This window comes from Micromonospora chalcea (genome assembly GCF_028768405.1).
GTDB classification, from domain to species: domain Bacteria; phylum Actinomycetota; class Actinomycetes; order Mycobacteriales; family Micromonosporaceae; genus Micromonospora; species Micromonospora chalcea.
In genome coordinates, this window is sequence record NZ_CP118233.1 from 6188368 (window position 1) to 6212007 (window position 23640).

25 protein-coding genes and 1 pseudogene are annotated in these 23640 nt (G+C 73.1%); 21 read left to right on the forward strand and 5 right to left on the reverse strand.

Features of this window, described 5'->3' with window-relative positions; translation table 11 throughout:
- Positions 1-113: 113 nt before the first annotated feature.
- The 8 genes from ftsY to PVK74_RS28110 all read left to right on the forward strand — a co-directional run bounded on the left by ftsY (position 114) and on the right by PVK74_RS28110 (position 9822).
- Positions 114-1295, forward strand: coding sequence for a signal recognition particle-docking protein FtsY (gene ftsY, locus PVK74_RS28075; protein ID WP_043325927.1), 1182 nt, complete (start codon positions 114-116; stop codon positions 1293-1295).
- 8 nt (positions 1296-1303) lie between these two features.
- Positions 1304-2167: an aminoglycoside phosphotransferase family protein gene (locus tag PVK74_RS28080; protein WP_174537508.1), complete on the forward strand. Its 864-nt coding sequence runs from the start codon at positions 1304-1306 to the stop codon at positions 2165-2167.
- A gap of 227 nt (positions 2168-2394) precedes the next feature.
- The gene (locus tag PVK74_RS28085; RefSeq protein WP_231915538.1) at positions 2395-3690 is read left to right on the forward strand and encodes an ammonium transporter; all 1296 of its coding nucleotides are present in this window, start codon (positions 2395-2397) and stop codon (positions 3688-3690) included.
- Between the two features lie 25 nt (positions 3691-3715).
- Positions 3716-4054: a P-II family nitrogen regulator gene (locus tag PVK74_RS28090; protein WP_174537509.1), complete on the forward strand. Its 339-nt coding sequence runs from the start codon at positions 3716-3718 to the stop codon at positions 4052-4054.
- 17 nt (positions 4055-4071) lie between these two features.
- Positions 4072-6336 (forward strand): [protein-PII] uridylyltransferase, encoded by a 2265-nt coding sequence (locus PVK74_RS28095; protein WP_069088754.1) that lies wholly within the window; start codon positions 4072-4074, stop codon positions 6334-6336.
- A gap of 186 nt (positions 6337-6522) precedes the next feature.
- Positions 6523-8076: a signal recognition particle protein gene (gene ffh / locus PVK74_RS28100; protein WP_043325921.1), complete on the forward strand. Its 1554-nt coding sequence runs from the start codon at positions 6523-6525 to the stop codon at positions 8074-8076.
- Between the two features lie 66 nt (positions 8077-8142).
- The gene (locus tag PVK74_RS28105) at positions 8143-8724 is read left to right on the forward strand and encodes a Uma2 family endonuclease (RefSeq protein WP_124778950.1); all 582 of its coding nucleotides are present in this window, start codon (positions 8143-8145) and stop codon (positions 8722-8724) included.
- A gap of 18 nt (positions 8725-8742) precedes the next feature.
- Positions 8743-9822, forward strand: a complete 1080-nt coding sequence (locus tag PVK74_RS28110) for an amidohydrolase family protein (RefSeq protein ID WP_064447040.1) — start codon at positions 8743-8745, stop codon at positions 9820-9822.
- Between the two features lie 16 nt (positions 9823-9838).
- Here the strand turns inward: PVK74_RS28110 and PVK74_RS28115 are convergent, their stop codons facing one another.
- The gene (locus PVK74_RS28115) at positions 9839-10414 is read right to left on the reverse strand and encodes a TetR/AcrR family transcriptional regulator (RefSeq protein WP_064447041.1); all 576 of its coding nucleotides are present in this window, start codon (positions 10412-10414) and stop codon (positions 9839-9841) included.
- A gap of 92 nt (positions 10415-10506) precedes the next feature.
- Between PVK74_RS28115 and proS the strand changes: the two genes are divergently transcribed.
- The 12 genes from proS (at position 10507) to PVK74_RS28175 (ending at position 18858) form a co-directional block, all read left to right on the forward strand.
- Positions 10507-11913: a proline--tRNA ligase gene (gene proS, locus PVK74_RS28120; protein WP_274477586.1), complete on the forward strand. Its 1407-nt coding sequence runs from the start codon at positions 10507-10509 to the stop codon at positions 11911-11913.
- Between the two features lie 76 nt (positions 11914-11989).
- A complete protein-coding gene (locus PVK74_RS28125; RefSeq protein WP_069088768.1) occupies positions 11990-12637 on the forward strand; it encodes a ribonuclease FAU-1 family protein in 648 nt (215 codons plus the stop codon).
- A 243-nt stretch (positions 12638-12880) separates the two neighbouring features.
- Entirely contained in the window at positions 12881-13336 is a 456-nt protein-coding gene (rpsP, locus tag PVK74_RS28130) for a 30S ribosomal protein S16 (protein ID WP_013284587.1), read from the forward strand.
- Complete coding sequence (locus tag PVK74_RS28135) at positions 13311-13571, forward strand: RNA-binding protein (RefSeq protein ID WP_026268109.1); 261 nt, start codon at positions 13311-13313, stop codon at positions 13569-13571. Before rpsP ends, PVK74_RS28135 begins: the two co-directional genes overlap by 26 nt.
- A complete protein-coding gene (gene rimM / locus PVK74_RS28140; RefSeq protein WP_043325915.1) occupies positions 13571-14110 on the forward strand; it encodes a ribosome maturation factor RimM in 540 nt (179 codons plus the stop codon). The genes PVK74_RS28135 and rimM overlap by 1 nt, the downstream gene beginning before the upstream one ends.
- A 27-nt stretch (positions 14111-14137) precedes the next feature.
- Positions 14138-14926 (forward strand): tRNA (guanosine(37)-N1)-methyltransferase TrmD, encoded by a 789-nt coding sequence (gene trmD / locus PVK74_RS28145; RefSeq protein ID WP_043325913.1) that lies wholly within the window; start codon positions 14138-14140, stop codon positions 14924-14926.
- A 143-nt stretch (positions 14927-15069) separates the two neighbouring features.
- Entirely contained in the window at positions 15070-15429 is a 360-nt protein-coding gene (rplS, locus tag PVK74_RS28150; protein WP_013284591.1) for a 50S ribosomal protein L19, read from the forward strand.
- A gap of 168 nt (positions 15430-15597) precedes the next feature.
- Positions 15598-16482 carry a signal peptidase I gene (gene lepB, locus PVK74_RS28155; protein ID WP_043325911.1) on the forward strand — a complete coding sequence of 295 codons (885 nt, stop codon included), beginning with the start codon at positions 15598-15600 and terminating at the stop codon, positions 16480-16482.
- Positions 16479-17111 carry a signal peptidase I gene (gene lepB, locus PVK74_RS28160; RefSeq protein ID WP_043325910.1) on the forward strand — a complete coding sequence of 211 codons (633 nt, stop codon included), beginning with the start codon at positions 16479-16481 and terminating at the stop codon, positions 17109-17111. Before lepB (PVK74_RS28155) ends, lepB (PVK74_RS28160) begins: the two co-directional genes overlap by 4 nt.
- Positions 17112-17201: 90 nt before the next feature.
- The gene (locus tag PVK74_RS28165) at positions 17202-17669 is read left to right on the forward strand and encodes an NUDIX hydrolase (protein ID WP_043325908.1); all 468 of its coding nucleotides are present in this window, start codon (positions 17202-17204) and stop codon (positions 17667-17669) included.
- Positions 17663-18538, forward strand: coding sequence for a ribonuclease HII (locus tag PVK74_RS28170; protein ID WP_274477587.1), 876 nt, complete (start codon positions 17663-17665; stop codon positions 18536-18538). Before PVK74_RS28165 ends, PVK74_RS28170 begins: the two co-directional genes overlap by 7 nt.
- Positions 18535-18858, forward strand: a complete 324-nt coding sequence (locus PVK74_RS28175; RefSeq protein ID WP_011905215.1) for a DUF2469 domain-containing protein — start codon at positions 18535-18537, stop codon at positions 18856-18858. Before PVK74_RS28170 ends, PVK74_RS28175 begins: the two co-directional genes overlap by 4 nt.
- 23 nt (positions 18859-18881) lie before the next feature.
- Here the strand turns inward: PVK74_RS28175 and PVK74_RS28180 are convergent, their stop codons facing one another.
- Complete coding sequence (locus PVK74_RS28180; protein ID WP_274477588.1) at positions 18882-19988, reverse strand: sulfite oxidase; 1107 nt, start codon at positions 19986-19988, stop codon at positions 18882-18884.
- Positions 19985-20644, reverse strand: a complete 660-nt coding sequence (locus PVK74_RS28185; protein WP_274477589.1) for a methyltransferase domain-containing protein — start codon at positions 20642-20644, stop codon at positions 19985-19987. Before PVK74_RS28185 ends, PVK74_RS28180 begins: the two co-directional genes overlap by 4 nt.
- 194 nt (positions 20645-20838) lie before the next feature.
- Here PVK74_RS28185 and PVK74_RS28190 point away from each other — a divergent pair.
- Positions 20839-21375: pseudogene (locus tag PVK74_RS28190) on the forward strand (murein hydrolase activator EnvC family protein); the annotation flags it as partial.
- 57 nt (positions 21376-21432) lie between these two features.
- On the opposite strand, the gene PVK74_RS28195 reads toward PVK74_RS28190, so the two are convergent.
- Entirely contained in the window at positions 21433-22614 is a 1182-nt protein-coding gene (locus PVK74_RS28195) for an aminotransferase class V-fold PLP-dependent enzyme (RefSeq protein ID WP_274477590.1), read from the reverse strand.
- 49 nt (positions 22615-22663) lie between these two features.
- On the reverse strand, positions 22664-23590 hold the full coding sequence (locus PVK74_RS28200) for a tyrosine recombinase XerC (protein ID WP_210883593.1): 927 nt from the start codon (positions 23588-23590) through the stop codon (positions 22664-22666).
- Positions 23591-23640: the final 50 nt, after the last annotated feature.

Consider the following 23640-nt stretch of genomic DNA (forward strand, 5'->3'; position numbering starts at 1 on the left):
CCTACCCGGCCGGCGGTTGCGGTACGCCTTCCGGTGTGAGCGTACCCGCAGGTTGTTCGCGTGCCGAGGCGGTGAGTGGGACGCCGTCGCCGGCATCTGACAGGATTTCGGGCATGACGGAATACCTCCTCGTCGCTCTCGCCCTGCTCGGCGTGCTGATCATCGGCGGCCTGAGCCTCGTGGTGCCCCGGCTGCGCCGGCGGCCGGAGCCTCCGCTGCCGCGCACGGAGGTCGACACCCGGGCCGAGGAGGATCTGGCCGGCCCGCCGGTCGAGGCCCCGGAGGCGGACCTCACCACCGGCGTGGTGGTCGAGGCGCCCCCGGTGGAGGCGCCCCCGGTCGAGGTGCCGGAGCCGACCGCCGGCCGGCTGGTCCGGCTGCGCTCCCGGCTGTCCCGCTCCCAGAACGTCTTCGGCAAGGGCCTGCTCGGCCTGCTCAGCCGCGACCGGCTGGACGAGGACACCTGGGAGGAGATCGAGGACAGCCTGATCACCGCGGACGTCGGCATCGACTCCACCCGGGAGATCGTCGACCGGCTGCGCGAGCGGACCCGGGTGCTCGGCACCCGCACCGGGGAGGAACTGCGCGCGCTGCTCGCCGCCGAGCTGGTGAACGCGCTCGACCCGAGCCTGGACCGCTCGCTGCGGACCGCCCCGAAGGAGGGCGTCCCGGCGGTCGTGCTGGTGGTCGGCGTGAACGGCGCCGGCAAGACCACCACCTGCGGCAAGATCGCCCGGGTGCTGGTCGCGGACGGCCGCAGCGTGCTGCTCGGCGCGGCCGACACGTTCCGGGCCGCCGCCGCCGACCAGCTGGAGACCTGGGGCGGCCGGGTGGGCGCCGAGACGGTCCGCGGGCCCGAGGCCGCCGACCCGGCCAGCGTCGCGTTCGACGCCGTCAAGCGCGGCATCGACACCGGCGTGGACACCGTGCTCATCGACACCGCCGGCCGGCTGCAGAACAAGATCGGCCTGATGGACGAGCTGGGCAAGGTCAAGCGCGTCGTGGAGAAGCACGGCCCGATCGACGAGACGCTGCTGATCCTCGACGCCACCACCGGCCAGAACGGGCTGGAGCAGGCGCGGGTCTTCACCGAGGTGGTCAACGTGACGGGCGTGGTGCTGACCAAGCTCGACGGGACGGCCAAGGGGGGCATCGTGATCTCCGTGCAGCGCAAGCTCGGCATCCCGGTCAAGCTGGTCGGCCTCGGCGAGGGCAAGGACGACCTGGCCCCGTTCGACCCGGCCCAGTTCGTCGACGCGCTGCTCGGCACCGAGCCGCTCGCCCGGGACGCGTAACCTCTCCCGTGACGACTGACGATCGCGCCTACGCGGGGTGGCGCGACCCCAGCCACCCGTCGCCACGCCTCGGGAGACCGTACGTGACTTCGCAGGAGATCCCGCTGCACGGCGGGAACGTGAGCACAGTGGTCCGTGTCGGAGACACGGTCCGGCGCAACGCCGGCCCGTGGACGCCCTCCGTGCACGCGCTGTTGCGCCACCTGGAATACGTCGGCTTCACCGGCGCGCCCCGCGCGCTCGGCATGGACGAGCGCAACCGCGAGGTCCTGTCGTACCTGGAGGGGGAGTGCGGGGAGTACCCGCTGGCCCCGCACTGGGTCACCGACGAGGCCCTGGTCACGGTGGCCACCATGCTGCGGATGTTCCACGACGCGCAGTACGGCTTCACCCCGCCGCCCGGCGCGGTCTGGCGCTCGTTCGGGCCGCCCCCGCCGGACACCGAGGTGATCTGTCACCACGACGCCGCGCCGCACAACGTGATCTGGCGCCCGGACGGCACGCTCGGGCTGATCGACTTCGACCTCGCCTCGCCCGGCGCCCGCATCTACGACGTGGCGTACGCGGCCTGGACCTGGGTGCCGATCTTCTCCGACCGCGACTCGGTGACGCTGGGCTGGAAGCGCCCCGACCGGCCGCGCCGGCTGCGCCTGTTCGCCGACGCGTACGGGCTGATCCCGCGCGACCGGCACCGGCTCATCCGCACCATCCGCAAGCGCATCGTCGACCACGTCGAGGGCATCCGGCGGATGGCCGCCGCCGGTGAGCCGGCCTTCGTCCGGATCGTCCACAAGGGCCACCTGCGTCGCCCCATGCGCGACCTGCGGCTGCTCGACTACGAGCGGCACCAGTTGGAGTACGCGCTCCGCTGAGCAAGATCGGCGTTCTTCACACGCCGGAAACAACCCGTCACGTGTCGGAAATCGCGGGGTGTCGCTGAAGGAAACAGCCGGCGACAAAGCTTCCGCGCAACCGGCTGACGGGCGATGCTGCCAGGTCTTCAGTCGGAGGGAGGAATACGATAACGAGAGGAGGCAGCGTGGAGATCGACACCGGGAACACTGCCTGGTTGCTTGTCTCGACTGCCCTCGTGCTGCTCATGACCCCCGGTCTCGCGCTGTTCTACGGCGGCCTGAACCGGTCCAAGGGCGTTCTGAACATGATGATGATGAGCTTCTCGTCCATCGGGCTCGTCAGCATCCTGTGGCTTTTCTACGGCTTCACCGTCGCCTTCGGCGAGGGCGGCAAGTTCTGGGGTGACCTCGGTCAGTACCTGGGCACCAAGACGTTCGTCGGCGAGAACGACCTGTGGGGCGAGACCGGAATCCCGATCTACGTCTTCATCGCCTTCCAGATGATGTTCGCGGTCATCACCGTGGCGCTGATCAGCGGCGCGCTCTCCGACCGGGTGAAGTTCGCCGGCTGGCTGCTGTTCGCGTTCGGCTGGGCGACCCTGGTCTACTTCCCGGTCGCCCACATGGTCTGGGGCGGCGGGCTGATCGGCGGCGACATCGGCGCGCTGGACTTCGCCGGTGGTACCGCCGTGCACATCAACGCCGGCGCCGCGGCGCTCGCGCTGGTGCTCGTGCTCGGCAAGCGGGTCGGCTGGCCGCGCGAGAGCATGAAGCCGCACAACGTCCCGATGGTCGCCCTCGGCGCCGCGCTGCTGTGGTTCGGCTGGTTCGGCTTCAACGCCGGCTCCGAGCTGACCGCCGACGGGGTCACCGCGCTGGCGTTCATCAACACCCAGGTCGCCACCGCCGCGGCGCTGCTCGGCTGGATCGTGGTGGAGTGGGTGCGTGACGGCAAGCCGACCCTGGTCGGCGCCTCGTCCGGCGCCATCGCCGGTCTGGTCGCCATCACCCCGGCCTGTGCCTTCATCACCCCGGCCGCAGCGGTGCTGCTGGGCGTGGTGGCCGGCGCGGTCTGCGCCCTCGCGGTCGGTCTGAAGTACCGGCTCGGCTACGACGACTCCCTCGACGTGGTCGGCGTGCACTTCGTCGGCGGCTGGATCGGCTGCCTCTGGATCGGCCTGTTCGGCACCGCCTCGGTGAGCTCGCTGGTGGAGACCGACGGCCTGTTCGTCGGCGGCGACGCCAGCCTGCTCGGCAAGCAGGCGATCAGCGCGCTGATCGTCAGCGTCTACTCCTTCGTCGTCGCCTACGCTCTCGGCTTCGTGATCGACAAGACGATCGGCCTCCGGGTCTCCGCCGAGGCCGAGGTCGACGGCATCGACATCGCCGAGCACGCGGAGAGCGGCTACGACCTGTCGCCCACCACGGGCAGCGGCGGTGGCGCGTTCGCGATGGCCGGGATCGGAGCCGGCAAGCCCGGCGCGGAGCCCGCCGCCGAGTCGGACGAGTCCGCGCCGGTCAGCGAGAAGGTCGCCGGTTAACGTTCCTGGGATGGAGGGGTTGGACATGAAGCTGGTGACCGCGGTCATCAAGCCGTACCAGCTGGACGCGGTGAAGGAGGCTCTGCACGCCCTCGGCGTGGCCGGGCTGACGGTCAGCGAGGTCCAGGGCTACGGCCGGCAGAAGGGGCACACCGAGGTCTACCGGGGTGCCGAGTACACGGTCGAGTTCCTGCCCAAGATCCGGGTCGAGGTGCTCACCGACGAGATCGACGTCGACAAGATCGTGGACGCGATCGTCGGCGCCGCCCGGACCGGCAAGATCGGCGACGGCAAGGTCTGGGTGACCGGCGTCGAAGAGGTCGTCCGGGTGCGTACCGGCGAGCGCGGGCTCGACGCCCTCTGACGGCCGGACCTGCCGACGTGACCTCGTTGACCACGGCTGCCACCCCCACCGGGGACGGCGTGCCCGTGGTCAACGAGGTCGTCGGCGTACCCGGGGGCATCGGTGAGCCGGCCCGGAACGCGCGGGCCGAGGCGCTCGACGCCTGGCTGCGCCGGGCCTTCCCGGACCGGGACGGGGTGGCGCTCGTCGCGGTGGGCGGACTGGGCCGCCGCCAGTGCGCCCCCTACGGCGACCTCGACCTGGTGCTGCTGCACGCCGGGGTCCCCGGCATCGACGAGCTGGCCGCGTCGCTCTGGTACCCGATCTGGGACGCCGGACTGCGGCTGGACCACTCGGTACGCACCGTCGCCGAGGCGCTGTCGGTGGCCCAGGACGACGTCAAGGTCGCCCTCGGCCTGCTCGACGCCCGGCACGTGGCCGGCGACCCGGCGCTCACCGACCAGCTCGCGCGTACCGCCACCGACCACTGGCGGCGGACCGCGATCCGCCAGCTCCCCGGCCTGCGCGAGATCACCGCCGCGCGCTGGGAGGCGCACGGCGAACTGGCGTTCCTGCTCGAAGGCGACCTCAAAGAGGCGGCCGGCGGGCTGCGCGACGTGGGCATCCTGCGGGCCATCGCCACCGCCGGGGTCACCGACGCGCTCCGCCCGGCCGTGTACGCGGCGCACCGGCGGCTGCTGGACACCCGCGACGCGCTGCACCAGCAGGTGGGCCGCCGGGTCGACCGCCTGGTCGCCCAGGAACGCGACGGCGTGGCGCGGCTGCTCGGCGCCGAGGACGGCGACGCGCTGCTGCGGCTCGTGGCCGGCGACGCCCGCACCGTCAGCCACGCCCTGGACGACGCCTGGCGGGCCGCCGACCGGCTCCGCTCCGGCCGCCACCGGGCCGCCCCCGGCCGGCCGCTGCGCCGCCCGGTCGCGCGGGACGTGGTCGAGCAGGACGGGGAACTGGTGCTCGCCCGTACCGCCATCGGGGCCCGCCCCGACCCGAGCCTGTCGCTGCGGGTGGCCGCCGCGGCCGCCACCACCCGGTTGCCCATCGCGCGGGCCACCTGCGAGTGGCTGGCCGCGTACTGCCCGCCGCTGCCCGCGCCCTGGCCGCCGGCGGCACGGGCCGCGCTGATCACGCTGCTCGGCGCCGGTCCCGGCCTGGTGCCCGCCTGGGAGACCTGCGACCGGTACGGGCTGATCGACCGCTGGCTGCCCGAGTGGACCCGGATGCGCAGCCTGCCCCAGCACAACCCGGTGCACCGGTTCACGCTCGACCGGCACCTGGTGCAGACCGCGTACGAGGCGAGCCGGCACACCCGCGACGTGGAACGCCCCGACCTGCTGCTGCTCGGCGCGTTCCTGCACGACATCGGCAAAGGGCTGGAAGGAGACCACTCGACCGTCGGCGCGCCGCTGGCCGAGGCGGTGGCCACCCGGGTCGGGCTGCCACCAGCCGAGGCGGAGCTGATCGGCACGCTGGTCCGGCTGCATCTGCTGCTGCCCGACGTGGCCACCCGCCGCGACCTGTCCGACCCGAAGACAGTCGCCGGTGTGGCCGAGCGGGTCGGCGACACCGCCACGCTGGAACTGCTGCACGCCCTGGTGCGCGCCGACGCCGCCGCCACCGGCCCGGCCGCCTGGTCCGCCTGGAAGGGCCGGCTGATCGCCGAGCTGGTGGCCCGGGTGCGCACCACCCTGGACACCGGCGTGGTGCCCGCCCCGCCGGCCCCCGACCCGGCGCTCGTGGCCGGGCCGCTGCCTGTCGTACACCTGGGGGAGGACCGGGTGTCGGTGGCCGCGGCGGACCGGCGCGGACTGCTCGCCACGGTCGCCGGTTGCCTGGCCCTGCACCGCCTCGAGGTGATCTCCGCGGACGCCGCCACCGTGGACGGCCGCGCCCTGGTGCAGTGCCGGGTGCAGCCGCGCTACGGGCTGGCGCCGAACCCCATCGCGCTCAGCGCCGACCTGCGCCGCGCGGTCGGCGGCGACGTCTCGGTGATCCAGCGGCTGCGTGGCCGGGCGCTCGCCGCCCGCAGCCAGGGCGCCGCGCCCCGGGTGGTCTGGCACCGGGAGGCGGCCACCGACGCGGTGCTGCTGGAACTGCGCGCCGCGGACGCGGCCGGGCTGCTCTACCGGGTCACCTGCGCGCTCGACGAGGCCGGCGCCCAGGTGCGGGCGGCCCGGATCTCCACGCTGGGCGGCGACGTGGTGGACGCCTTCTACCTGGTCGGCGGCTGGCCCTCGGACGAGGAACGAGCGCGCATCGAGGCCGCCGTGCTCGCCGCCGTGTAAGGAAGGGCCCCTTGTTAACGCCTCCGGTAGAGGAAGGGACCCCTGTTAACACCCGGCCGACGAGCGGCGCGGGCCCGTGGACGGCCGGGCCGGAGCGAGGGTGCGGGCGGCGGGCTACCCTAACGGTGGGCTGGACCATCGGCCCGCCAGCATGTGCCCGCCGAAAACGACAAACGGGATGTTCGCGTGTTTGACACCTTGAGTGACCGCCTGTCCGGGATCTTCACCAAGCTCCGCGGCAAGGGCCGGCTCACCGACGCCGACATCGACGCCACCGCGCGCGAGATCCGGATGGCGTTGCTGGAGGCCGACGTCGCCCTGCCGGTGGTCAAGGGCTTCATCGCGAACGTCAAGGAGCGGGCGCGCAGCGCCGAGGTCTCCCAGGCGCTGAACCCGGCCCAGCAGATCATCAAGATCGTCAACGAGGAGCTGATCAACGTCCTCGGCGGCGAGGGGCGGCGGCTCCAGTTCGCCAAGCACCCGCCGACCGTGATCATGCTGGCCGGCCTCCAGGGCTCCGGTAAGACGACCCTCGCCGGCAAGCTGGCCCGCTGGCTCAAGAGCCAGGGCCACCAGCCGCTGCTCGTCGCCGCCGACCTCCAGCGCCCCAACGCCGTCGGGCAGCTCCAGGTGCTCGGTGGCCGGGCCGGCGTCGAGGTGTACGCCCCGGCGCCCGGCAACGGCGTCGGCGACCCGGTGCAGGTGGCCCGCGACTCGATCGAGCACGCCCGCCGCGCCGCCCGCGACATCGTCATCGTCGACACCGCCGGCCGGCTCGGCATCGACGCCGAGATGATGCAGCAGGCCGCGAACATCCGCGACGCGGTCCAGCCCGACGAGGTCATCTTCGTCATCGACGCGATGGTCGGCCAGGACGCGGTCCGTACCGCAGAGGCGTTCCGCGACGGCGTGGGCATCACCGGCGTGGTGCTGTCCAAGCTCGACGGCGACGCCCGCGGCGGCGCCGCGCTCTCCGTCCGCGAGGTCACCGGCCAGCCCATCCTGTTCGCCTCCACCGGCGAGAAGCTGGAGGACTTCGACGTCTTCCACCCCGACCGGATGGCCAGCCGGATCCTCGGCATGGGCGACGTCCTCACTCTGATCGAGCAGGCCGAGGCGGCCTTCGACTCCGATCAGAAGGACAAGATGACCGCCAAGCTGATGGGCGGGGAGACCTTCACGCTGGAGGACTTCCTCGATCAGCTCATCGCGGTCCGGCGGATGGGCCCGATCGCCAACGTGCTGGCCATGATGCCGGGCATGGGGCAGATGAAGGACCAGCTCGCCGAGCTGGACGACAAGCACTTCGACCGGGTGACCGCGATCATCAGGTCGATGACCCCGGCCGAGCGCACCAATCCGAAGATCATCAACGGCTCCCGCCGGGCCCGGATCGCCAACGGTTCCGGCGTCACCGTCATGGACGTCAACCAGCTGCTCAACCGCTTCACCGACGCGCAGAAGATGATGAAGCAGATGGGCGGCATGATGGGCCTGCCCGGCGGTGGCCGGCGCAAGGCGACCAAGTCGCCGAAGAACAAGCGCAAGGGCACGAAGGGCGGCGGGCGGCCGCGTACCGGCGCCGGCATGCCGGGTGGCTTCCCGGGCGGGATGCCGCAGCTCCCGCCGGGCCTGGACCCGGGTGATCTGGCGGGTGGGCAGGGTCTGCCGCCGGGCTTCAAGCTTCCGAAGATCGACTTCAACAAGCTGGGCAAGGGCGGCGACAAGGGCCCCCGCTAGCGTGTCGGTGACGGTGGGCGATGTGATCATCACCTAGGGTCGGTTCGCCCCCTGGAAGGAGATGTCATGACCGCGGCGCCGATCCTGCCCGAGCGGCACGAGTGGACGGTCGACGACCTGGGCGACCTGCCCAAGGACCTTCCGTACGAACTGATCAACGGAAGGTTGATCGTGCCGTCGCCCACCGCCCTGCACCAGGATCTGTGTGTCCGTCTCCTACTCGCGCTTGAGGTCAACTGCCCGCCTGAGTTCCTGGTGAGCATCGACCTGTCCATGCGGGTGGACCGCCGCAACGAGCCGCGCCCGGATGTGGTGGTGATCCGGCGCAAGCACGCCGGCCGGTCGCCGGTCCCGGTCGAGGACGCGCTGCTCGCCGTCGAGGTCGTCTCGCCGACGTCGCACTTCCGCGACCTGTACGACAAGGCGAAGGTCTACGCCCGCTCCGGGGTCCGCTCCTACTGGGTGGTGGATCCGCAGCACGAGCGGATCGCGCTGACCGAGTACACGCTCGACGGCGCCGCCCGCGAGTACGAGCAACTGGCACACACCGAGGACCTGTTCGTCACCGAGCGGCCCTGGAAGGTCTCGGTCGATCTGCCGGCGCTGACCGCGCGGCGCAACGACCTGCTCGCCGTCGAGGAGGACTGATCGGGTAGGACTGTGCACATGGCTCTGCACGTGCGCGGTGTGTTCCTTCCCGACGACGAGGTCCGGGACGTCTGGCTGGTCGGCGACCGGGTCACCTTCGAACCGGTGCCCGGCGCCGAGACGGTGGCCGACGGCGGCTTCGTGCTGCCCGGCCTGACCGACGCGCACTGCCACATCGGCATCGCCCGCGGCGGCAGCCCGATCACCTCGCTCGACCAGGCGCGGGAACTGGCCCGGATCGACCGGGACGCGGGCGTGCTGGCGATCCGCGACGCCGGGTCGCCGTACCCGTACCCCGAACTGGAGGACGAGCCGGACCTGCCGCGACTGGCCCGCGCGGGCCGGCACGTCGCGCCGCCCAAGCGCTACCTGCGCGACATCGGCGTGGAGGTCGGCGCGGCGGAGGTCGCCGAGACGGTGGCCGCGCAGGCCGCGGCCGGCAACGGCTGGGTCAAGCTGGTCGGCGACTGGATCGAGCGGGGAGTGGGCGACCTGGCGCCGGCCTGGGACGCCGACACCATGACCGCGGCGGTCGCCGCCGCGCACGCCGCCGGGGTACGCGCGGCGGTGCACACGTTCTCCGAGTCGGCGGTGGAGATCATGGTGCGGGCCGGGGTGGACTCGGTGGAGCACGGGACCGGGCTGAGTCTCGACCTGATCGACCTGATGGCCCGGCAGGGCACCGCGCTGGTCCCCACGATGATCAACATCCGGACCTTCGGCCACATCGCGGAGCAGGCCCGGCCCAAGTTCCCCGGGTACGCCGACCACATGCTCGCCCTGCGCGACCGCTTCCCCGAGGTGGTGCGCGCCGCGCACGAGGCCGGTGTGCCGATCTACGTCGGCACCGACGCGGGCGGCGGCATCGACCACGGGCTCGCGGCCGAGGAGATGCTCCTGCTGCACGAGCAGGCCGGCATGTCCGCGCCGGACGTGCTGGCCGCCGCCTCCTGGCGGGCCCGGGAGTGGCTCGGCTTCCCCGGGCTGGTCGAGGGCGGTCTCGCCGACCTGGTGGTCTACCCCGAAGATCCGCGCCGTGACCTGCGCGTGGTCCGGACGCCCAGCCGGATCGTCCTGCGCGGCCGGGTCGTCCGCTGACCGGCCGCCGTCGTCGCTAGCGCGCCGTCGCCGCCATCAGGAACAGGCGCACCGCCAGGTCGGCCAGCCGGTCGGCGGTCTCGTCGACCGGGCCGCCGGGCAGCACGATGTGGCTCACCACCAGGCGTACGACGCTGTCCGCCGCGAACGCCAGGGCCGCCGGATCGGCGTCGGGCAGGCGGTCACCCGTCCACTCCAGCAGCGCCGCCGCGGCCTCGGCGAGCACCAGCTCGGACCGGGTGGTCAGGTACGGCAGCAACTCCTCCGAGCCGCCCCGCGTGCTGGTCAGCACCGCCCGGACCAGCGGGTTCTCGGCGGCTGAGGCGAGCGTGCGGTGGATCGCCGCGTACGCCGCCGCCCGCACGTCGGAGTCGTGCTCGCCGAGCGCGGACCGGACCTGGCCGACGAACCGGTCCACCTCGTGCCGGGCCAGCGCCTCGCCCAGGCCCGCCTTGGTGCCGAACTCGTTGTAGACCGTCTGCCGGCTCACCCCGGCGGCGGCGGCCACCGCGCCCATCCGGACACGGTCCCACCCGAGGGCCACGGTCTGCGCCCGGGCGGCCTCCACGATCGCGTCCCGTGTCTCACCCATCGCCGTCGAAGTCTACGGCCGCGCCGGGCGACACGGCGCGGCCCGGCTCCCCGGCGAACCCCCGCCCCGCACGGCGCATAGGATGTGCGGTCATGGCACGCGTGCTCACTCCCCGTGCGGAGGACTTTCCCCGCTGGTACCAGGACCTGATCGCCAAGGCGAAGCTGGCCGACAACGGCCCGGTCCGGGGGACCATGGTGATCCGACCGGCCGGCTACGCCATCTGGGAGCGGATGCAGGCCGAGATGGACGCCCGGATCAAGGCGGCCGGTGCGGAGAACGCATACTTCCCGCTGTTCATCCCGGAGAGCTACCTCAAGCGCGAGGCCGAGCACGTCGAGGGCTTCTCGCCGGAGCTGGCGGTGGTCACGCACGGCGGCGGCAAGCAGCTCGCCGAGCCGGTGGTGGTGCGCCCCACCAGCGAGACGGTCATCGGCGAGTTCATGGCCAAGTGGATCGACTCGTACCGCGACCTGCCGCTGCTGCTCAACCAGTGGGCGAACGTGGTCCGGTGGGAGCTGCGCCCGCGGATCTTCCTCCGCACCAGCGAGTTCCTCTGGCAGGAGGGGCACACCGCGCACGCGACCCGTGAGGACGCGCGCGCCTACGCGCGGCGGATCCTGCACGAGGCGTACGAGGACCTGATGGTCAACGTGCTCGGCATCCCGGTCGTGGTCGGCCTGAAGACCGCCCGGGAGCGCTTCGCCGGCGCCACCGCCACGTACACGTGCGAGGGCATGATGGGCGACGGCAAGGCGCTGCAGCTGGGCACCAGCCACGAGCTGGGCCAGAACTTCGCCAAGGCGTTCGACATTAGCTACTCCTCGGCCGAGGGCGGCCGGGAGCACGCGTGGACCACCTCCTGGGGCACGTCCACCCGGATGCTCGGCGGCCTGATCATGTGCCACGGCGACGACAACGGGCTGCGGGTACCGCCGAAGCTGGCGCCGGTCCAGGCGTACGTGATGATCGTCAAGGACGGCGACGGCGTGAGCCAGGCGGCGGCCAAGCTGTGCGACGCGCTGCGCGACGCCGGGGTGCGGGTGGCGCTCGACGACCGGACCGACACCGCGTTCGGCCGCCGGGCCGTCGACGCCGAGCTGCGCGGCTACCCGGTACGCGTCGAGGTCGGCCCGCGTGACCTGGCCGCCGGCAACGCGGTGGTGGTCCGGCGTACGGACGGTTCGAAGGCCCCGACCCCGGTGGCCGACGTGGTCGGCGCGGTCCTCGCCGCGCTGGAGGCCGACCAGCGGGCGCTGCACGACCAGGCGTTGGAGTTCCGCCGGGCCCGCACCGTCGAGGTGTCGACGCTGGCCGAGGCGATCGAGGCGTCCGCCACCGGCTGGGCGCGGGTGCCGTGGTCGGCGGTCGGCGTCGAGGGCGAGGCCGAGGCGAACGGGCAGGGCGTGACGGTTCGCTGCCTGGTGCGCGCCGACGGCTCGGTGCCGGACTCGGAGGACGAGCCCGACCTGGTGGCGATCCTCGCCCGCGCCTACTGAGGGTGTAAGGAAGGGCCCCTTCTTAACGCATTCTGCATAGGCGGGGGCCCTTGTTAACACGACGGCGGGGGTGAGCGTGCGGTTCGAGCCGGGGCGGCTGATCATGCACCGGAACGTGCGGCATGGCCGGATCGGGTGGGTCCGGTCGGCCCGCGTGGTCTCCGACGACGAGCGCGGCCTGCTGCTCTGGGTGGCGCGGACGGCGCCCGTCGCGCACGAGGTGAACGCCGCCGGCCTGGGCATGCGGGCCGTGCCGTTCGCCGAGTGGGTGACGTCGTCCTACCGGCTCGCGCAGGGCCGGTGGAACGGTCCGCCGGTGCTGAAGTTCCTGCCCACCGGCGCGGCCCACTCGGTCTGGTGGTTCCGCGACGCGCACGGGCGCTTCCAGAACTGGTACGTCAACCTGGAGGAGCCCGGCGTCCGCTGGGACGACGGCGCGGTGGCCGGTGTCGACATGGTCGACCAGGACCTCGACGTGGTGGTGTACCCGGACCTGAGCTGGGAGTGGAAGGACGAGGACGAGTTCGCCGAGCGGCTGGCGTTCCCGGAGCACTACTGGGTGACAGACGAGAAGGCGGTACGCGCCGAGGGTGAGCGGGTGATCCGGATCGCCGAGGCGGGCGCGTTCCCGTTCGACGGCACCTGGTGCGACTTCACCCCGCCCACGGAATGGGATGTACCGGACGAACTTCCGCCGGGGTGGGACCGCCCGCCGGTGCGCTGAGCGGGTGTCGTCCGTCACGGCCCGACCCGCCGCGGGCGTGGTGTCCGGGTCCGGTGTGAGAGTTCCGGGGCGGATCTGGCAGAATGGTTCGCTGGTATCCGGCGCGCGTCCGGCGCCCTCTAACCCGGGCGCGTCGCCAGTTCACCGAGCAGTCTCCGGCCCAAACCCCACTGTGCCGGTCGGCGCTCACCCGCCACACCGCCCCGTACGGGCCGGTGAGATCGCAACAGGAGCGAAACAACTGTGGCCGTAAAGATCCGGCTCCTGCGGATGGGCAAGATCCGCAACCCGCAGTACCGCATCGTCATCGCCGACTCGCGTACCAAGCGTGACGGTCGCGCGATCGAGTTCGTCGGTGTGTACCAGCCGAAGGAAGACCCTTCGGTGATCGAGGTCAAGTCGGAGCGGGTCCAGTACTGGCTGTCGGTCGGCGCTCAGCCGAGCGAGGCCGTGCAGCGCCTGCTGGAGCTGACCGGTGACTGGCAGAAGTTCAAGGGCCTGCCGGCCCCGCCGCCGCTGAAGGTCGCCCCCGAGCGGGCCGACCGCAAGGCGGCGTACGAGGCCGAGGCGAAGGCCGCCGCCGGCGTGGCGGACACCCCGGCCAAGCCGGCCAAGAAGGCCGCCGCCAAGGCGGAGGAGCCGAAGGCCGAGGCCAAGGCCGAGGAGCAGACCGGTGCCGAGTCCGGCGAGCAGGCCTGACATGCCGCTGCGTCCCGCTCTGGAGCACCTGGTCAAGGGCATCGTCGACCACCCGGACGACGTCCGGGTGCGGATGGTCGACTCCCGTCGGGGCAAGCGCCTCGAAGTCCGCGTGCACCCCGAGGACCTCGGCACGGTGATCGGGCGGTCCGGCCGGACCGCCAAGGCGCTGCGCCAGGTGATCGGGTCCATCGGCGGGCGTGGGGTACGCGTCGACATCGTCGACTCGTACTGATGCTTCTCGTCGTCGGCCGGATCGGTAAGCCGCACGGCATCCGCGGTGAGGTCACCGTGGAGGTGCGTACCGACGAGCCCGAAGCACGGTTCGCCCCCGGTTCGGTGTTGACCACCGAGCCGGGGGTCACCCCGTCGGAGCCCGGCGCCTGGCGGGTGCCGCCGACGCTCACCGTCGAGTCGGCCCGCTGGCACCAGGGGCGGCTGCTCGTCGCGTTCGAGGGCGTGCTGGAGCGCAACGTCGCCGAGGCGCTGCGCAACACGCTGCTCGGCGTGGACAGCGCCGACGTCGCCCCGCCCGAGGACCCGGAGGAGTTCCACGACCACCAGCTGGTCGGCCTCGCCGTGGTCACCCGCGACGGCGAGCACGTGGGCGAGGTGGCCCGCATCGACCACGCGCCCGCGTCCGACATGCTGGTGCTGCGGCGGCCCGAGGGGCGTACCGCGCTGGTCCCGTTCGTCAAGGCGATAGTGCCCGAGGTGGATCTGGCCGGCGGTCGCGTCGTCGTCGACCTGCCCGACGGCCTGCTCGATCTCTAGCTCTCGACCTCCGGCTGGAGCCACCGCATGCGCGTCGACATCGTGTCGATCTTCCCTGAGTACTTCGCCCCGCTGGACCTGTCGCTGATCGGCAAGGCCCGCGCGAACGGCACGCTGCGGCTGGCCGTACACGATCTGCGGACCTGGACCCACGACGTGCACCGCACCGTCGACGACACGCCCTACGGCGGCGGTCCCGGCATGGTGATGCGGCCGGAGCCGTGGGGTGAGGCGCTGGACGCGCTGGCGCCGGGCGAGCTGAGTCCGGACGGGCACACGCTGCCCCGGCTGATCGTGCCGTCCCCGGCCGGCGTCCCGTTCACCCAGGCCCTGGCGCACGAGCTGGCCGCCGAGTCGCACCTGCTGTTCGCCTGCGGCCGGTACGAGGGCATCGACCAGCGGGTGCTGGACCACGCGGCGACCCGGATGCCGGTGACCGAGGTCTCCCTGGGTGACTACGTGCTCTTCGGCGGCGAGGTGGCAGTGCTGGTGATCCTGGAGGCGGTCACCCGGCTGCTGCCCGGGGTGCTGGGCAACGCCGGCTCGCTGGACGAGGAGTCACACGCGCACGGGCTGCTGGAGGCCCCGCTCTACACGAAGCCGGCGACCTGGCGCGGGCTGGACGTGCCGGAGGTGCTGCGCTCCGGCGACCACGGCCGGATCGCCCGCTGGCGACGGGACGAGGCGCTGCTGCGCACGGCCGGGCGCCGCCCCGACATGATCGGCGCGCTGGCCCCGGAGACGCTCGACAAGCGGGACCGGGCGACGCTGGACCGGGGCGGATTTTCCCCGCCACCGGGGCATGTGGCAAAGTAGAGGGGTTGCCGCATCCGTCCACGCCGTGGGCGGCTGCGAGGACCCTCGACCGGGGCCGGTCTCGCCGGTCACCACCCGGGGGTCAGAATCACCCATCCGCGCATCGACTGACGATGCGCCGTGAGCCTCACGAGGACGCAGCGATGAACATCCTGGACGCCCTTGACGCCCAGTCGAAGCGTACCGACCTGCCCGACTTCCGTGCCGGTGACACCGTCAAGGTGCACGCGCGGGTCGTCGAGGGCAACCGCTCCCGGGTCCAGATCTTCCAGGGCGTCGTCATCCGCCGCCAGGGTGACGGCCTGCGTGAGACCTTCTCGGTCCGCAAGGTCAGCTTCGGTGTCGGCGTGGAGCGGACCTACCCGCTCAACGGTCCGGGCATCGACCGGATCGAGGTCGTGACCCGCGGTGACGTGCGTCGCGCCAAGCTCTACTACCTGCGCGAGCTGCGGGGCAAGAAGGCCAAGATCAAGGAGCTGCGGGAGAAGCAGCCGGCGAACTGATTCGCGTTCGCCACGCCGCCCGGCCTGCGCGGATGTCGTATCGACCAGACCGCATTACCCTGGTCGGTACGGGCGCAGCCGGACGGTGCGAAACGGTCCACTACCGCCCGTGGGGTCTCGAAGGAGACTCCCGGGCGGTAGTGTCGTTTCCGCGGACCGGAGAGTGGCATGGTGCAGATGGTTGACGAGGACGGCGCCGTCGATCCCTGGCGCCGGCGGGCCCGGCGCGGGCGTCGCCAGATGCCGCTCTGGCAGGAGCTTCCGCTGCTGCTCATCGTGGCGTTCTGCCTGGCGGTGCTGATCCGCACGTTCCTGCTCCAGGCGTTCTTCATCCCCTCCGGGTCGATGGAGAACACGCTGCTCGTCGGCGACCGGGTGCTCGTCAACAAGGTCGTCTACGACGTCCGCGACCCCGTCCGCGGCGAGGTGGTGGTGTTCCGCGGCACCGACCGCTGGGTCGCCCAGGAGGCGCCCGCGCCGCCCACCAACTTCGCCGGCCAGGTGAGCCGCACGCTCGGTGACCTGGTGGGCGTCAGCCGCCCCGGCGAGAAGGACTTCATCAAGCGGGTCATCGGCGTGCCGGGCGACAAGATCTGGTGCTGCGACGACGGCCGCGTGGTGGTCAACGGGGTGCCGCTGGACGAGCAGGCGTACGTCTCCGAGGACTCCCCGCTCGAGCTTCCGCCCAATCCGAAGGAATGCCGGTCCCGGCAGTTCACCGAGGTGGTGGTGCCGCCGGGGCAGATCTTCGTGATGGGTGACCACCGGCTGGTCTCGCAGGACGCCCGATGTCAGGGGCCGGTGCCGATCGAGAACGTGATCGGTCGCGCCTTCATGATCGTCTGGCCGTCGCAGCGGTGGACCACCCTGCCCGTACCGGAGACGTTCGCGGACGTGCCGCGCGCGGACGCCGCGGCCGCCTCCGGCCCGGTCCCGGTGGATCCCGACCCGGTGGGCGGAGTCGTCCTGATCGTGCCGGTCGTGGCGACGCTCACGGTTCTCGCGGGTTCGGGGCGACTGCGCCGCACCCGGGGACGTAGGCTCCTCCCGTGATCGACGAGCAGACCGAGAAGCCGCGCAACTCCTTCTGGAAGGAGCTGCCCATCCTCCTGGGTGTGGCGATCCTGGTCGCAGTGCTGGTTCGCGCCTTCGTGCTGCAGACCTTCTTCATCCCGTCGCCGTCCATGGAGAACACCCTCAAGATCGACGATCGGGTGCTGGTCAACAAGCTGGTCTACGACTTCCGCTCGCCGCACCGGGGCGAGGTGATCGTCTTCAAGGCGCCCACCGAGTGGAGCGGCAACCCCGACGGTGAGGACTTCATCAAGCGGGTGATCGGCGTCGGCGGCGATCACGTGGTCTGCTGCGACCGTACGGGCGGGCAGGACCGGCTGGTCATCAACGGCAAGCCGGTCGACGAGCCGTTCATCTTCCCCGGCAACAAGCCCGCCGACCAGGACTTCGACATCACCGTGCCGAAGGGCCGGCTGTGGGTCATGGGTGACCACCGGGAGGCCTCCGGCGACTCGCTGGAGCACTGGCAGCAGTCCGGCGAGGACATCACCGTCGCCACCATCCCGGAGGGCGAGGTCGTCGGGCGGGCTTTCACCATCTTCTGGCCGGTCAGCCGCGCCACCTGGCTCAGCGTGCCGAAGCAGTTCGAGGGGATCCCCAATCCCTGACCCGACGGCTTCCGCGCGCCCCCACGCCCACCCCCGGCCGCCGGCGGGAGGGCGTGGTCGTTCGTCGCAGCCGTCTGGCAGGCTGGTGCGGTGACCGTCTACACCCCTCGTCGCGCGGCCCGGGTGCTGCTGGTCGACGCGTCCGACCGGGTGCTGCTCTTCGAGGGCAGTGATCCGGCCCGGCCGGGTCACCGCTACTGGTTCACCCCCGGCGGCGGGCTGGACCCGGGGGAGGCCCCGGCCGACGGCGCGGCCCGTGAGCTGGCCGAGGAGACCGGCCTGCGGCTGGCCCCGGCCGAGCTGGGCGCGCCGGTCTGGTCGGAGACCGTCGAGTTCCCGTTCGACGGCGTCTGGTACCGCCAGGAGCAGCAGTTCTACCTGGTCCGGGTAGCGGGCTGGGAGGTCGACACCACCGGCTTCAACGACGTCGAGCGCGCGAGCGTGCACGGGCACCGCTGGTGGACGGTGACCGACCTGGCCGCCACCGCCGAGCGCTACTACCCGCCGGACCTGCCGGGCCGGCTCGGCGCCGTGCTGGTGGGAGGCGGCGCATGCTGACCCCGCCGCGCACGGTGGTGCGCCGCGACGGCGGCCTCTACGCGCTGGAGCGGGCCCTGCAACGGCGGGGCTTCCGCTACGTCGCGGGCGCCGACGAGGCGGGCCGGGGCGCCTGCGCCGGGCCGCTGGTGGCCGCCGCCGCGATCCTGCCCGAGGGCCGTCGCGGCGAGATCGACGAGCTGGCCGACTCCAAGCTGCTCACCCCGGCCGCCCGGGAGCGCGTCCACGACGAGGTGGTGGCGCGGGCCCTGGCGTACGCCGTGGTGGTCATCCCGGCCGAGGAGGTGGACGCCCGCGGGTTGCACGTGTGCAACCTCGCCGCGATGCGCCGGGCGCTCGCCTCGCTGACCACCCGCCCGGAGTACGTGCTGACCGACGGCTTCGGCGTCGACGGGCTCGACGTGCCGGGGCTGGCGGTCTGGAAGGGCGACCGGGTGGCCGCCTGCGTGGCTGCGGCCAGTGTGCTCGCCAAGGTCACCCGGGACCGGATCATGGTGGAACTGGACGGGCGGTTCCCCGGCTACGGCTTCGCCGAACACAAGGGCTACATCACCGCCGAGCACAGCGCCGCGCTGCGCGCGCTCGGGCCCTGCCGGGAGCACCGCTTCTCGTACGTGAACGTGGCCGCCGTCTCCGGACGGGACGGCCGGCCTCCCCGCGCCCGCCGCCCGGCGGGCGCCGACGCGGTGTCGCCCGAGCCCGTGGCCGGGCTGCCGGGACTCGGGGCCGGCGCGTTCGCCGGGCGCCCGGACGAGCCGATGGGGCGCTCCGGCGCGCCAGGGGGTACCGTCGGCGTGGCGTTGGGCGAGCAGCCGCGACCTCCGGCGTCGGTGGGGGAAGATGTGGTCATGGAAGGCGGAGTGCGATGAGCGCGGAAGATCTCGAGAAGTACGAGACCGAGATGGAGCTGCAGCTCTACCGGGAGTACCGCGACATTGTCCGCCAGTTCTCCTACGTGGTGGAGACCGAGCGTCGTTTCTATCTGGCGAACCAGGTCGACCTGCACGTCCGCAACTCGGACGGCGAGGTCTACTTCGAGGTCGAGATGCACGACGCCTGGGTGTGGGACATGTACCGGCCTGCCCGTTTCGTCAAGAACGTCCGAGTAATGACGTTCAAGGATGTCAATGTGGAAGAGCTCGAAAAGCCCGACATCTCGCTTCCCGCAGATTCCGGATTCGGGAGCTGAGCCGGAGCGGCCCGCCGCCCGGATCACCGCTCCGGCACCACCACTTCCACCCGCTGCACCAGGTTGTTCGCGAACCCGCCCCGGTTCCACGGCTGCTCGACCGGCTGAGTGCGCCCCGAGGCGTCGGTCGCCCGGGCGCCCAGCACGTACCGCCCCGGGGTCGCCGTCCAGCTCACCGACCATCGACGCCACGCCCACTCGCCGCCGGCCGGCTCGTCCAGGACCGCCGGCGCCCACGTGCCGCCACCGTCCATCGTCACCTCGACCGACGTCACCGGCGCGTGCCCCGACCAGGCCCGGCCGTCCACCGTGCACAGCCCCGGCCGCACCACCCGGGTCCGGGACATGAAGTCCGGGAACCCGGGCGGGCGCACCAGGGCACGCGGTTCGATCCGGGTCACCGGCACGCCCGGGTCGTCGGCGTCGCGCCGCAACCGGTAGGCCACCGCGTTCTGGTAGCCGTCGAACGGCTCGGTCGTCACCGTGATGTCGCGCAGCCACTTCACGTGCGCCATGCCGTACCAGCCGGGCACGATCAGCCGCAGCGGCGCGCCGTGCTGCGGCAGCAGGGGAGCGCCGTTCATCTCGTACGCCAGCAGCACCTCCTCGCGCAGCGCGTCGGCCACCGGCAGCGCCCGCTGGTAGTCCTGCTCGACGCCGCGCTCGATCCCGTGGTCCGCCCCGGTGAACACCACGTCCACCGCGTCGCCGGACAGCCCGGCCTCGCGCAGCAGCGGCGCCAGCGGGGTACCGGTCCACTCGGCGTTGCCCACCGCCTCCACCAGCCAGGGCTGGCTCACCGGGCGGGGCCGCAGCAGCGCCCGGCCGTTGCCCGCGCACTCCAGCGTGACCCGGTGGGTCACCCGGGGCCGGTCGCGCAGCGCCGCCAGGTCCAGCCGCAGTGGACGCTGCACCGCGCCGGACACGCTCAGCGCGTACGCGGCCGGGTCGACGTCCGGGATGTCGTAGTGGATGAGCAGGTAGTGCAGGCCCGCCGGGGTCACGTCGTAGCGCAGCGCCTCCAGCGGGATGCCGTGGTTGCGCGCGGCGAGCTGGAGCTCCTCGGCGCTGATCGCCTCGTCCGGCCCGGCGACCCGGGCGGGTCGGCTCGCGTCGTCCACTGTGGTCATTCCTGCTCCGTCCGCTCCAGCACGTCGTAGCCCACGAACGTGAACATCCGTGCACCCGGCACCAGCGGGCGCGGGGTGCCGGTGAAGCGGTGCGCGCCGACCCCCACACCGTCGGCCGGGCTGCCCACCGCGACCGGCTCGAAGCCCTCCTCGGCGAACCACTCGCAGATCACCGGCACCAGATCCGGCTCGCGCCGGTGCCGCGTCCACAGCACCATGCCGCCGGTGGCGCAGAGCGAGGCGCAGTGCCGCACCGTCGCCCGGATGTCGTCGTCGGTGATGTTGCCGAAGATGCCGCAGACCAGCACCAGATCGGCCGGGGCCAGATCGGCGTAGCCGTCGGTCAGCGCGGCGTCCCCGGTCACCACCTGCACGCCGGTGAGCCCCGCGTCGGCGGCGGCGCGGCGGGCCAGATCGGCGTTGCGCGGGTCCAGCTCGACCAGGCGGGCGGTCACGTCGGCGCCCCGGGGGTGAGCGGCCAGCACCGGGATCAGGTCACGGCCCTGACCGGCGCAGAGACTCAGCGCGCGCAGCGGACCGGGCGGCGCGGCGTCGAGGGCGTCGGCGACACGCCGCCGCACCTCGGCGAGCCGCCGGGCCAGTGCGGACTCGGGCTGGTCGTAGTCGCGGTGCCAGGCGTACCAGTCCTTCGTCACCCGGCCAGCATAGGCGTCCCGGCCGTAGCAGATCCGCCCCGATTTCGGCGCTCGTCCACAGTGGGGGCGCCGTCCACAGGGCGACCGCGTGGCGCGCGCGGGGCAGCACGCGGACGGTCAGGGTACGCGGTGTGCGTATCCCCATCGGTCGGGCCGGCAGGGGCCTGCTGCTTGTGCTCGTGCTCGCCTTCTGGTTGCCGGGCGTCCCCGCGGCGAGCCTTGACGGGCCGGTGGCGGCGGGCGGCTCGGCGGCGGTCCTTGACGGGCCGGACGTCACGACGGGATACCGGGGCGCGCCCGGGGGGCCGGCGACCGCCGGACGGTTCCGGTGGCCGCTGCCCGGTCCACCCCGCGTGGCACGCGGGTTCGACCCGCCGCCGCAGCCGTGGATGCCCGGGCACCGGGGCGTGGACCTGGCAGACGCGCCCGGCGCGCAGGTCCGCTCGGCCGGCGCCGGGACCGTCCTGTTCGCCGGCTCGGTCGCCGGCCGGCCGGTGCTCACCGTCGGCCACCACGACGGGCTGCGCACCACCTACGAGCCGGTCCGGTCCCGGGTCACCGCCGGCACCCGGGTCGACGCCGGCACCCCGATCGGTGACCTGCTCGCCGGGCATCCCGGCTGCGCCGAGGCGGCCTGCCTGCACTGGGGGCTGCGACGCGGCGCCGAGTACCTGGATCCGCTCGCGCTGCTCGGGCTCGGCCGGGTCCGGCTGCTGCCGCTCGACCCGGGAGCCGACGCCGGTCCCCTGAGTCGTGGCGCCGCCGCCGGCTTCGGCCGGATGCGCCGCTCAGCGCTGGGCGAGCAGCGTGGGCAGCCGGACGGCCAGCCGGTCGTACTCGTCGGGGGTGTTGTAGACCTGGCCGCACAGCCGCAGGTACCCGCGCCCGTTCCAGCCGGCCACCGACACCTCGGCGGAGAGCCGGTCGGCGATCCGGGCCCGCAGCTCCCGGGCCGCGTCCAGTGTCGTCGCGACACCCGGCGGCAGCGGCACCAGACGCATGGCGACCGCCGGTCCGCCGGGCTCCGGCAGCCGCTCGGGCGCCACCCCCAGCGCGTCCCCGACGACCCGTTGCCCGTACGCGGCCAGCGCCGCGTTGTGCGCCCGTACCCGGTCGACGCCGAGGCTGCGCAGTGTGAACAGGCCCACCGGGGCGGCCAGCCAGCCGGTGTAGTCGAGCGTCGCCTGCCATTCCACCCGGGTCGGGAAGCCGCTGTCCTGCTCCCACGAGACGACGAGCGGCTGGATCTTCTCCCGCCACGACGGCGCCACCACGAGCGCGGCGGTGCCGCGCGACGCGTACGCCCACTTGTGCAGGTTGCCCACCCAGAAGTCGGCGCCGATCGACGCGACGGTGGCCGGCAGCATGCCCGGCGCGTGCGCGGCGTCCACCAGCACCGGCACGCCCTGCTCCCGGGCCACCGCGACGAGCGCGGCGGCCGGAAACAGCCGGGCGGTCGGCGAGGTGAGCTGGTCGACGATGAGCAGCCGGGTACGCCCGGGGCGCAACCCGGCGCGGACGATCTCGACCACCTCCTCGTCGGTGGCGGTCAACGGCACCGGCAGGGTGCGCGACACCGCCCCCGTGCGGGCGCACTCCCGCCCGATCGAGAGAGCCACCGCCCCGTACCCGTGGTCGGTGGTCAGGATCTCGTCGCCGGGGCGCAGCGCCAGCGACTGCAACACGACCGCCGCGCCGGCGGTGACGTTGCCGACCAGCGCGGTGCCGTCCGGGTCCGCGCCGAGGAACGCGGCCAGGTGCCGCCGGGCGTGGGCGATCCGGTCGACCAGGCCCTGGGTGAAGAACCGCAGCGGGTTGGCCTCCATCTCGTCGCGCAGGCGCTGCTGGGCGCGCTGCACGGCGATCGGCACGGCGCCGAACGAGCCGTGGTTGAGGTGGCTGACGGAGGGATCGAGGGAGAAGAGCAGCCGAGCACCGGGAATCGGCTCGGGCGGCTGCGGCACCGTCATCCGTCGATCCTAGCCCGAGATGGATCATCACCCGGCCGGATTCCGCCGGTCAGGCGCGGGGGTGCGCCTGCCGGTACGCCGCACGCAGCCGCTCCACCGACACGTGCGTGTAGATCTGCGTGCTCGCCAGCGACGAGTGCCCGAGCAGCTCCTGCACCGCCCGCAGGTCCGCGCCGCCTTCTAGCAGGTGGGTGGCGGCCGAGTGACGCAGCCCGTGCGGCGTCACCCGGGGCACCCCGGCGGCTTCGGTCCAGTCGGCCACGATCCGCCGCGCGGTGGTCGGGTTGAGCCGCCCGCCCCGCGCCCCGAGCAGCAGCGCCCGGCCCGAGCCGGGCGTCGCCAGAGCCGGCCGCCCGACGCTCAGCCACGCATCGAGCGCCCGCTGCGCCGGCACCCCGTAGGGCACCGACCGCTCCCGGCCGCCCTTGCCGAGTACGCGCACCACCCGGCGGCCCTGGTCGACGTCGGTCACGTCCAGGCCGCACGCCTCGCTGATCCGTACCCCGGTGCCGTAGAGCAGTTCGAGCAGCAGCCGGTCACGCAGCAGCACGGCCTCGGGCGTATCCGCGCCCGGTGCTTCCCCGGGTTGCGGGGCGTCGGCGGGCCGGGCCGCCTCCATCAGGGCGGCGGCCTGGTCGGCCCGCAGCACGGTGGGCAGTTCCCGCCGGGCCCGAGGGCTCGCCAGCGGCGCGGCGATGTCGTCGGCGAGCAGGCCGGCGCGGTGCGCCCAGGCGCTGAACGTCCGGGCCGCGGCGGCGCGGCGGGCCATCGTCGTCCGGGCCGCGCCCATGGTCCGCTGCTTCGCCAGCCAGCTGCGCAGCACGGCGAGGTCCAGCTCCGGCAGCTCGGCGCAGCCCATCCGGACCGCGTGGTCGAGCAGCGACACGAGATCCGTGACGTACGCGCGAACGGTGTGGACGGACCGGTTGCGCACCCGCGACAGGTGGTCGGCGAAGTCGTCCACCGCCTCACGCATCGACGCGGGCAGCTCCTCGTGCGCGTCCCGGGTGCCGCGCTGCCGCTTGC

What these genes read in the sequence shown, in the direction of transcription:
- ftsY (WP_043325927.1), top strand. Translation starts at nt 114, where the DNA reads ATGACGGAATACCTCCTCGTCGCTCTCGCCCTGCTCGGCGTGCTGATC.
- PVK74_RS28085 (WP_231915538.1), top strand. Translation starts at nt 2,395, where the DNA reads ATGACCCCCGGTCTCGCGCTGTTCTACGGCGGCCTGAACCGGTCCAAG.
- PVK74_RS28090 (WP_174537509.1), top strand. Translation starts at nt 3,716, where the DNA reads ATGAAGCTGGTGACCGCGGTCATCAAGCCGTACCAGCTGGACGCGGTG.
- PVK74_RS28105 (WP_124778950.1), top strand. Translation starts at nt 8,143, where the DNA reads ATGACCGCGGCGCCGATCCTGCCCGAGCGGCACGAGTGGACGGTCGAC.
- PVK74_RS28110 (WP_064447040.1), top strand. Translation starts at nt 8,743, where the DNA reads ATGGCTCTGCACGTGCGCGGTGTGTTCCTTCCCGACGACGAGGTCCGG.
- PVK74_RS28115 (WP_064447041.1), bottom strand. Translation starts at nt 10,414, where the DNA reads ATGGGTGAGACACGGGACGCGATCGTGGAGGCCGCCCGGGCGCAGACC.
- proS (WP_274477586.1), top strand. Translation starts at nt 10,507, where the DNA reads ATGGCACGCGTGCTCACTCCCCGTGCGGAGGACTTTCCCCGCTGGTAC.
- rimM (WP_043325915.1), top strand. Translation starts at nt 13,571, where the DNA reads ATGCTTCTCGTCGTCGGCCGGATCGGTAAGCCGCACGGCATCCGCGGT.
- trmD (WP_043325913.1), top strand. Translation starts at nt 14,138, where the DNA reads ATGCGCGTCGACATCGTGTCGATCTTCCCTGAGTACTTCGCCCCGCTG.
- rplS (WP_013284591.1), top strand. Translation starts at nt 15,070, where the DNA reads ATGAACATCCTGGACGCCCTTGACGCCCAGTCGAAGCGTACCGACCTG.
- lepB (WP_043325911.1), top strand. Translation starts at nt 15,598, where the DNA reads ATGGTGCAGATGGTTGACGAGGACGGCGCCGTCGATCCCTGGCGCCGG.
- PVK74_RS28170 (WP_274477587.1), top strand. Translation starts at nt 17,663, where the DNA reads ATGCTGACCCCGCCGCGCACGGTGGTGCGCCGCGACGGCGGCCTCTAC.
- PVK74_RS28175 (WP_011905215.1), top strand. Translation starts at nt 18,535, where the DNA reads ATGAGCGCGGAAGATCTCGAGAAGTACGAGACCGAGATGGAGCTGCAG.
- PVK74_RS28180 (WP_274477588.1), bottom strand. Translation starts at nt 19,988, where the DNA reads ATGACCACAGTGGACGACGCGAGCCGACCCGCCCGGGTCGCCGGGCCG.
- PVK74_RS28195 (WP_274477590.1), bottom strand. Translation starts at nt 22,614, where the DNA reads ATGACGGTGCCGCAGCCGCCCGAGCCGATTCCCGGTGCTCGGCTGCTC.
- PVK74_RS28200 (WP_210883593.1), bottom strand. Translation starts at nt 23,590, where the DNA reads ATGCGTGAGGCGGTGGACGACTTCGCCGACCACCTGTCGCGGGTGCGC.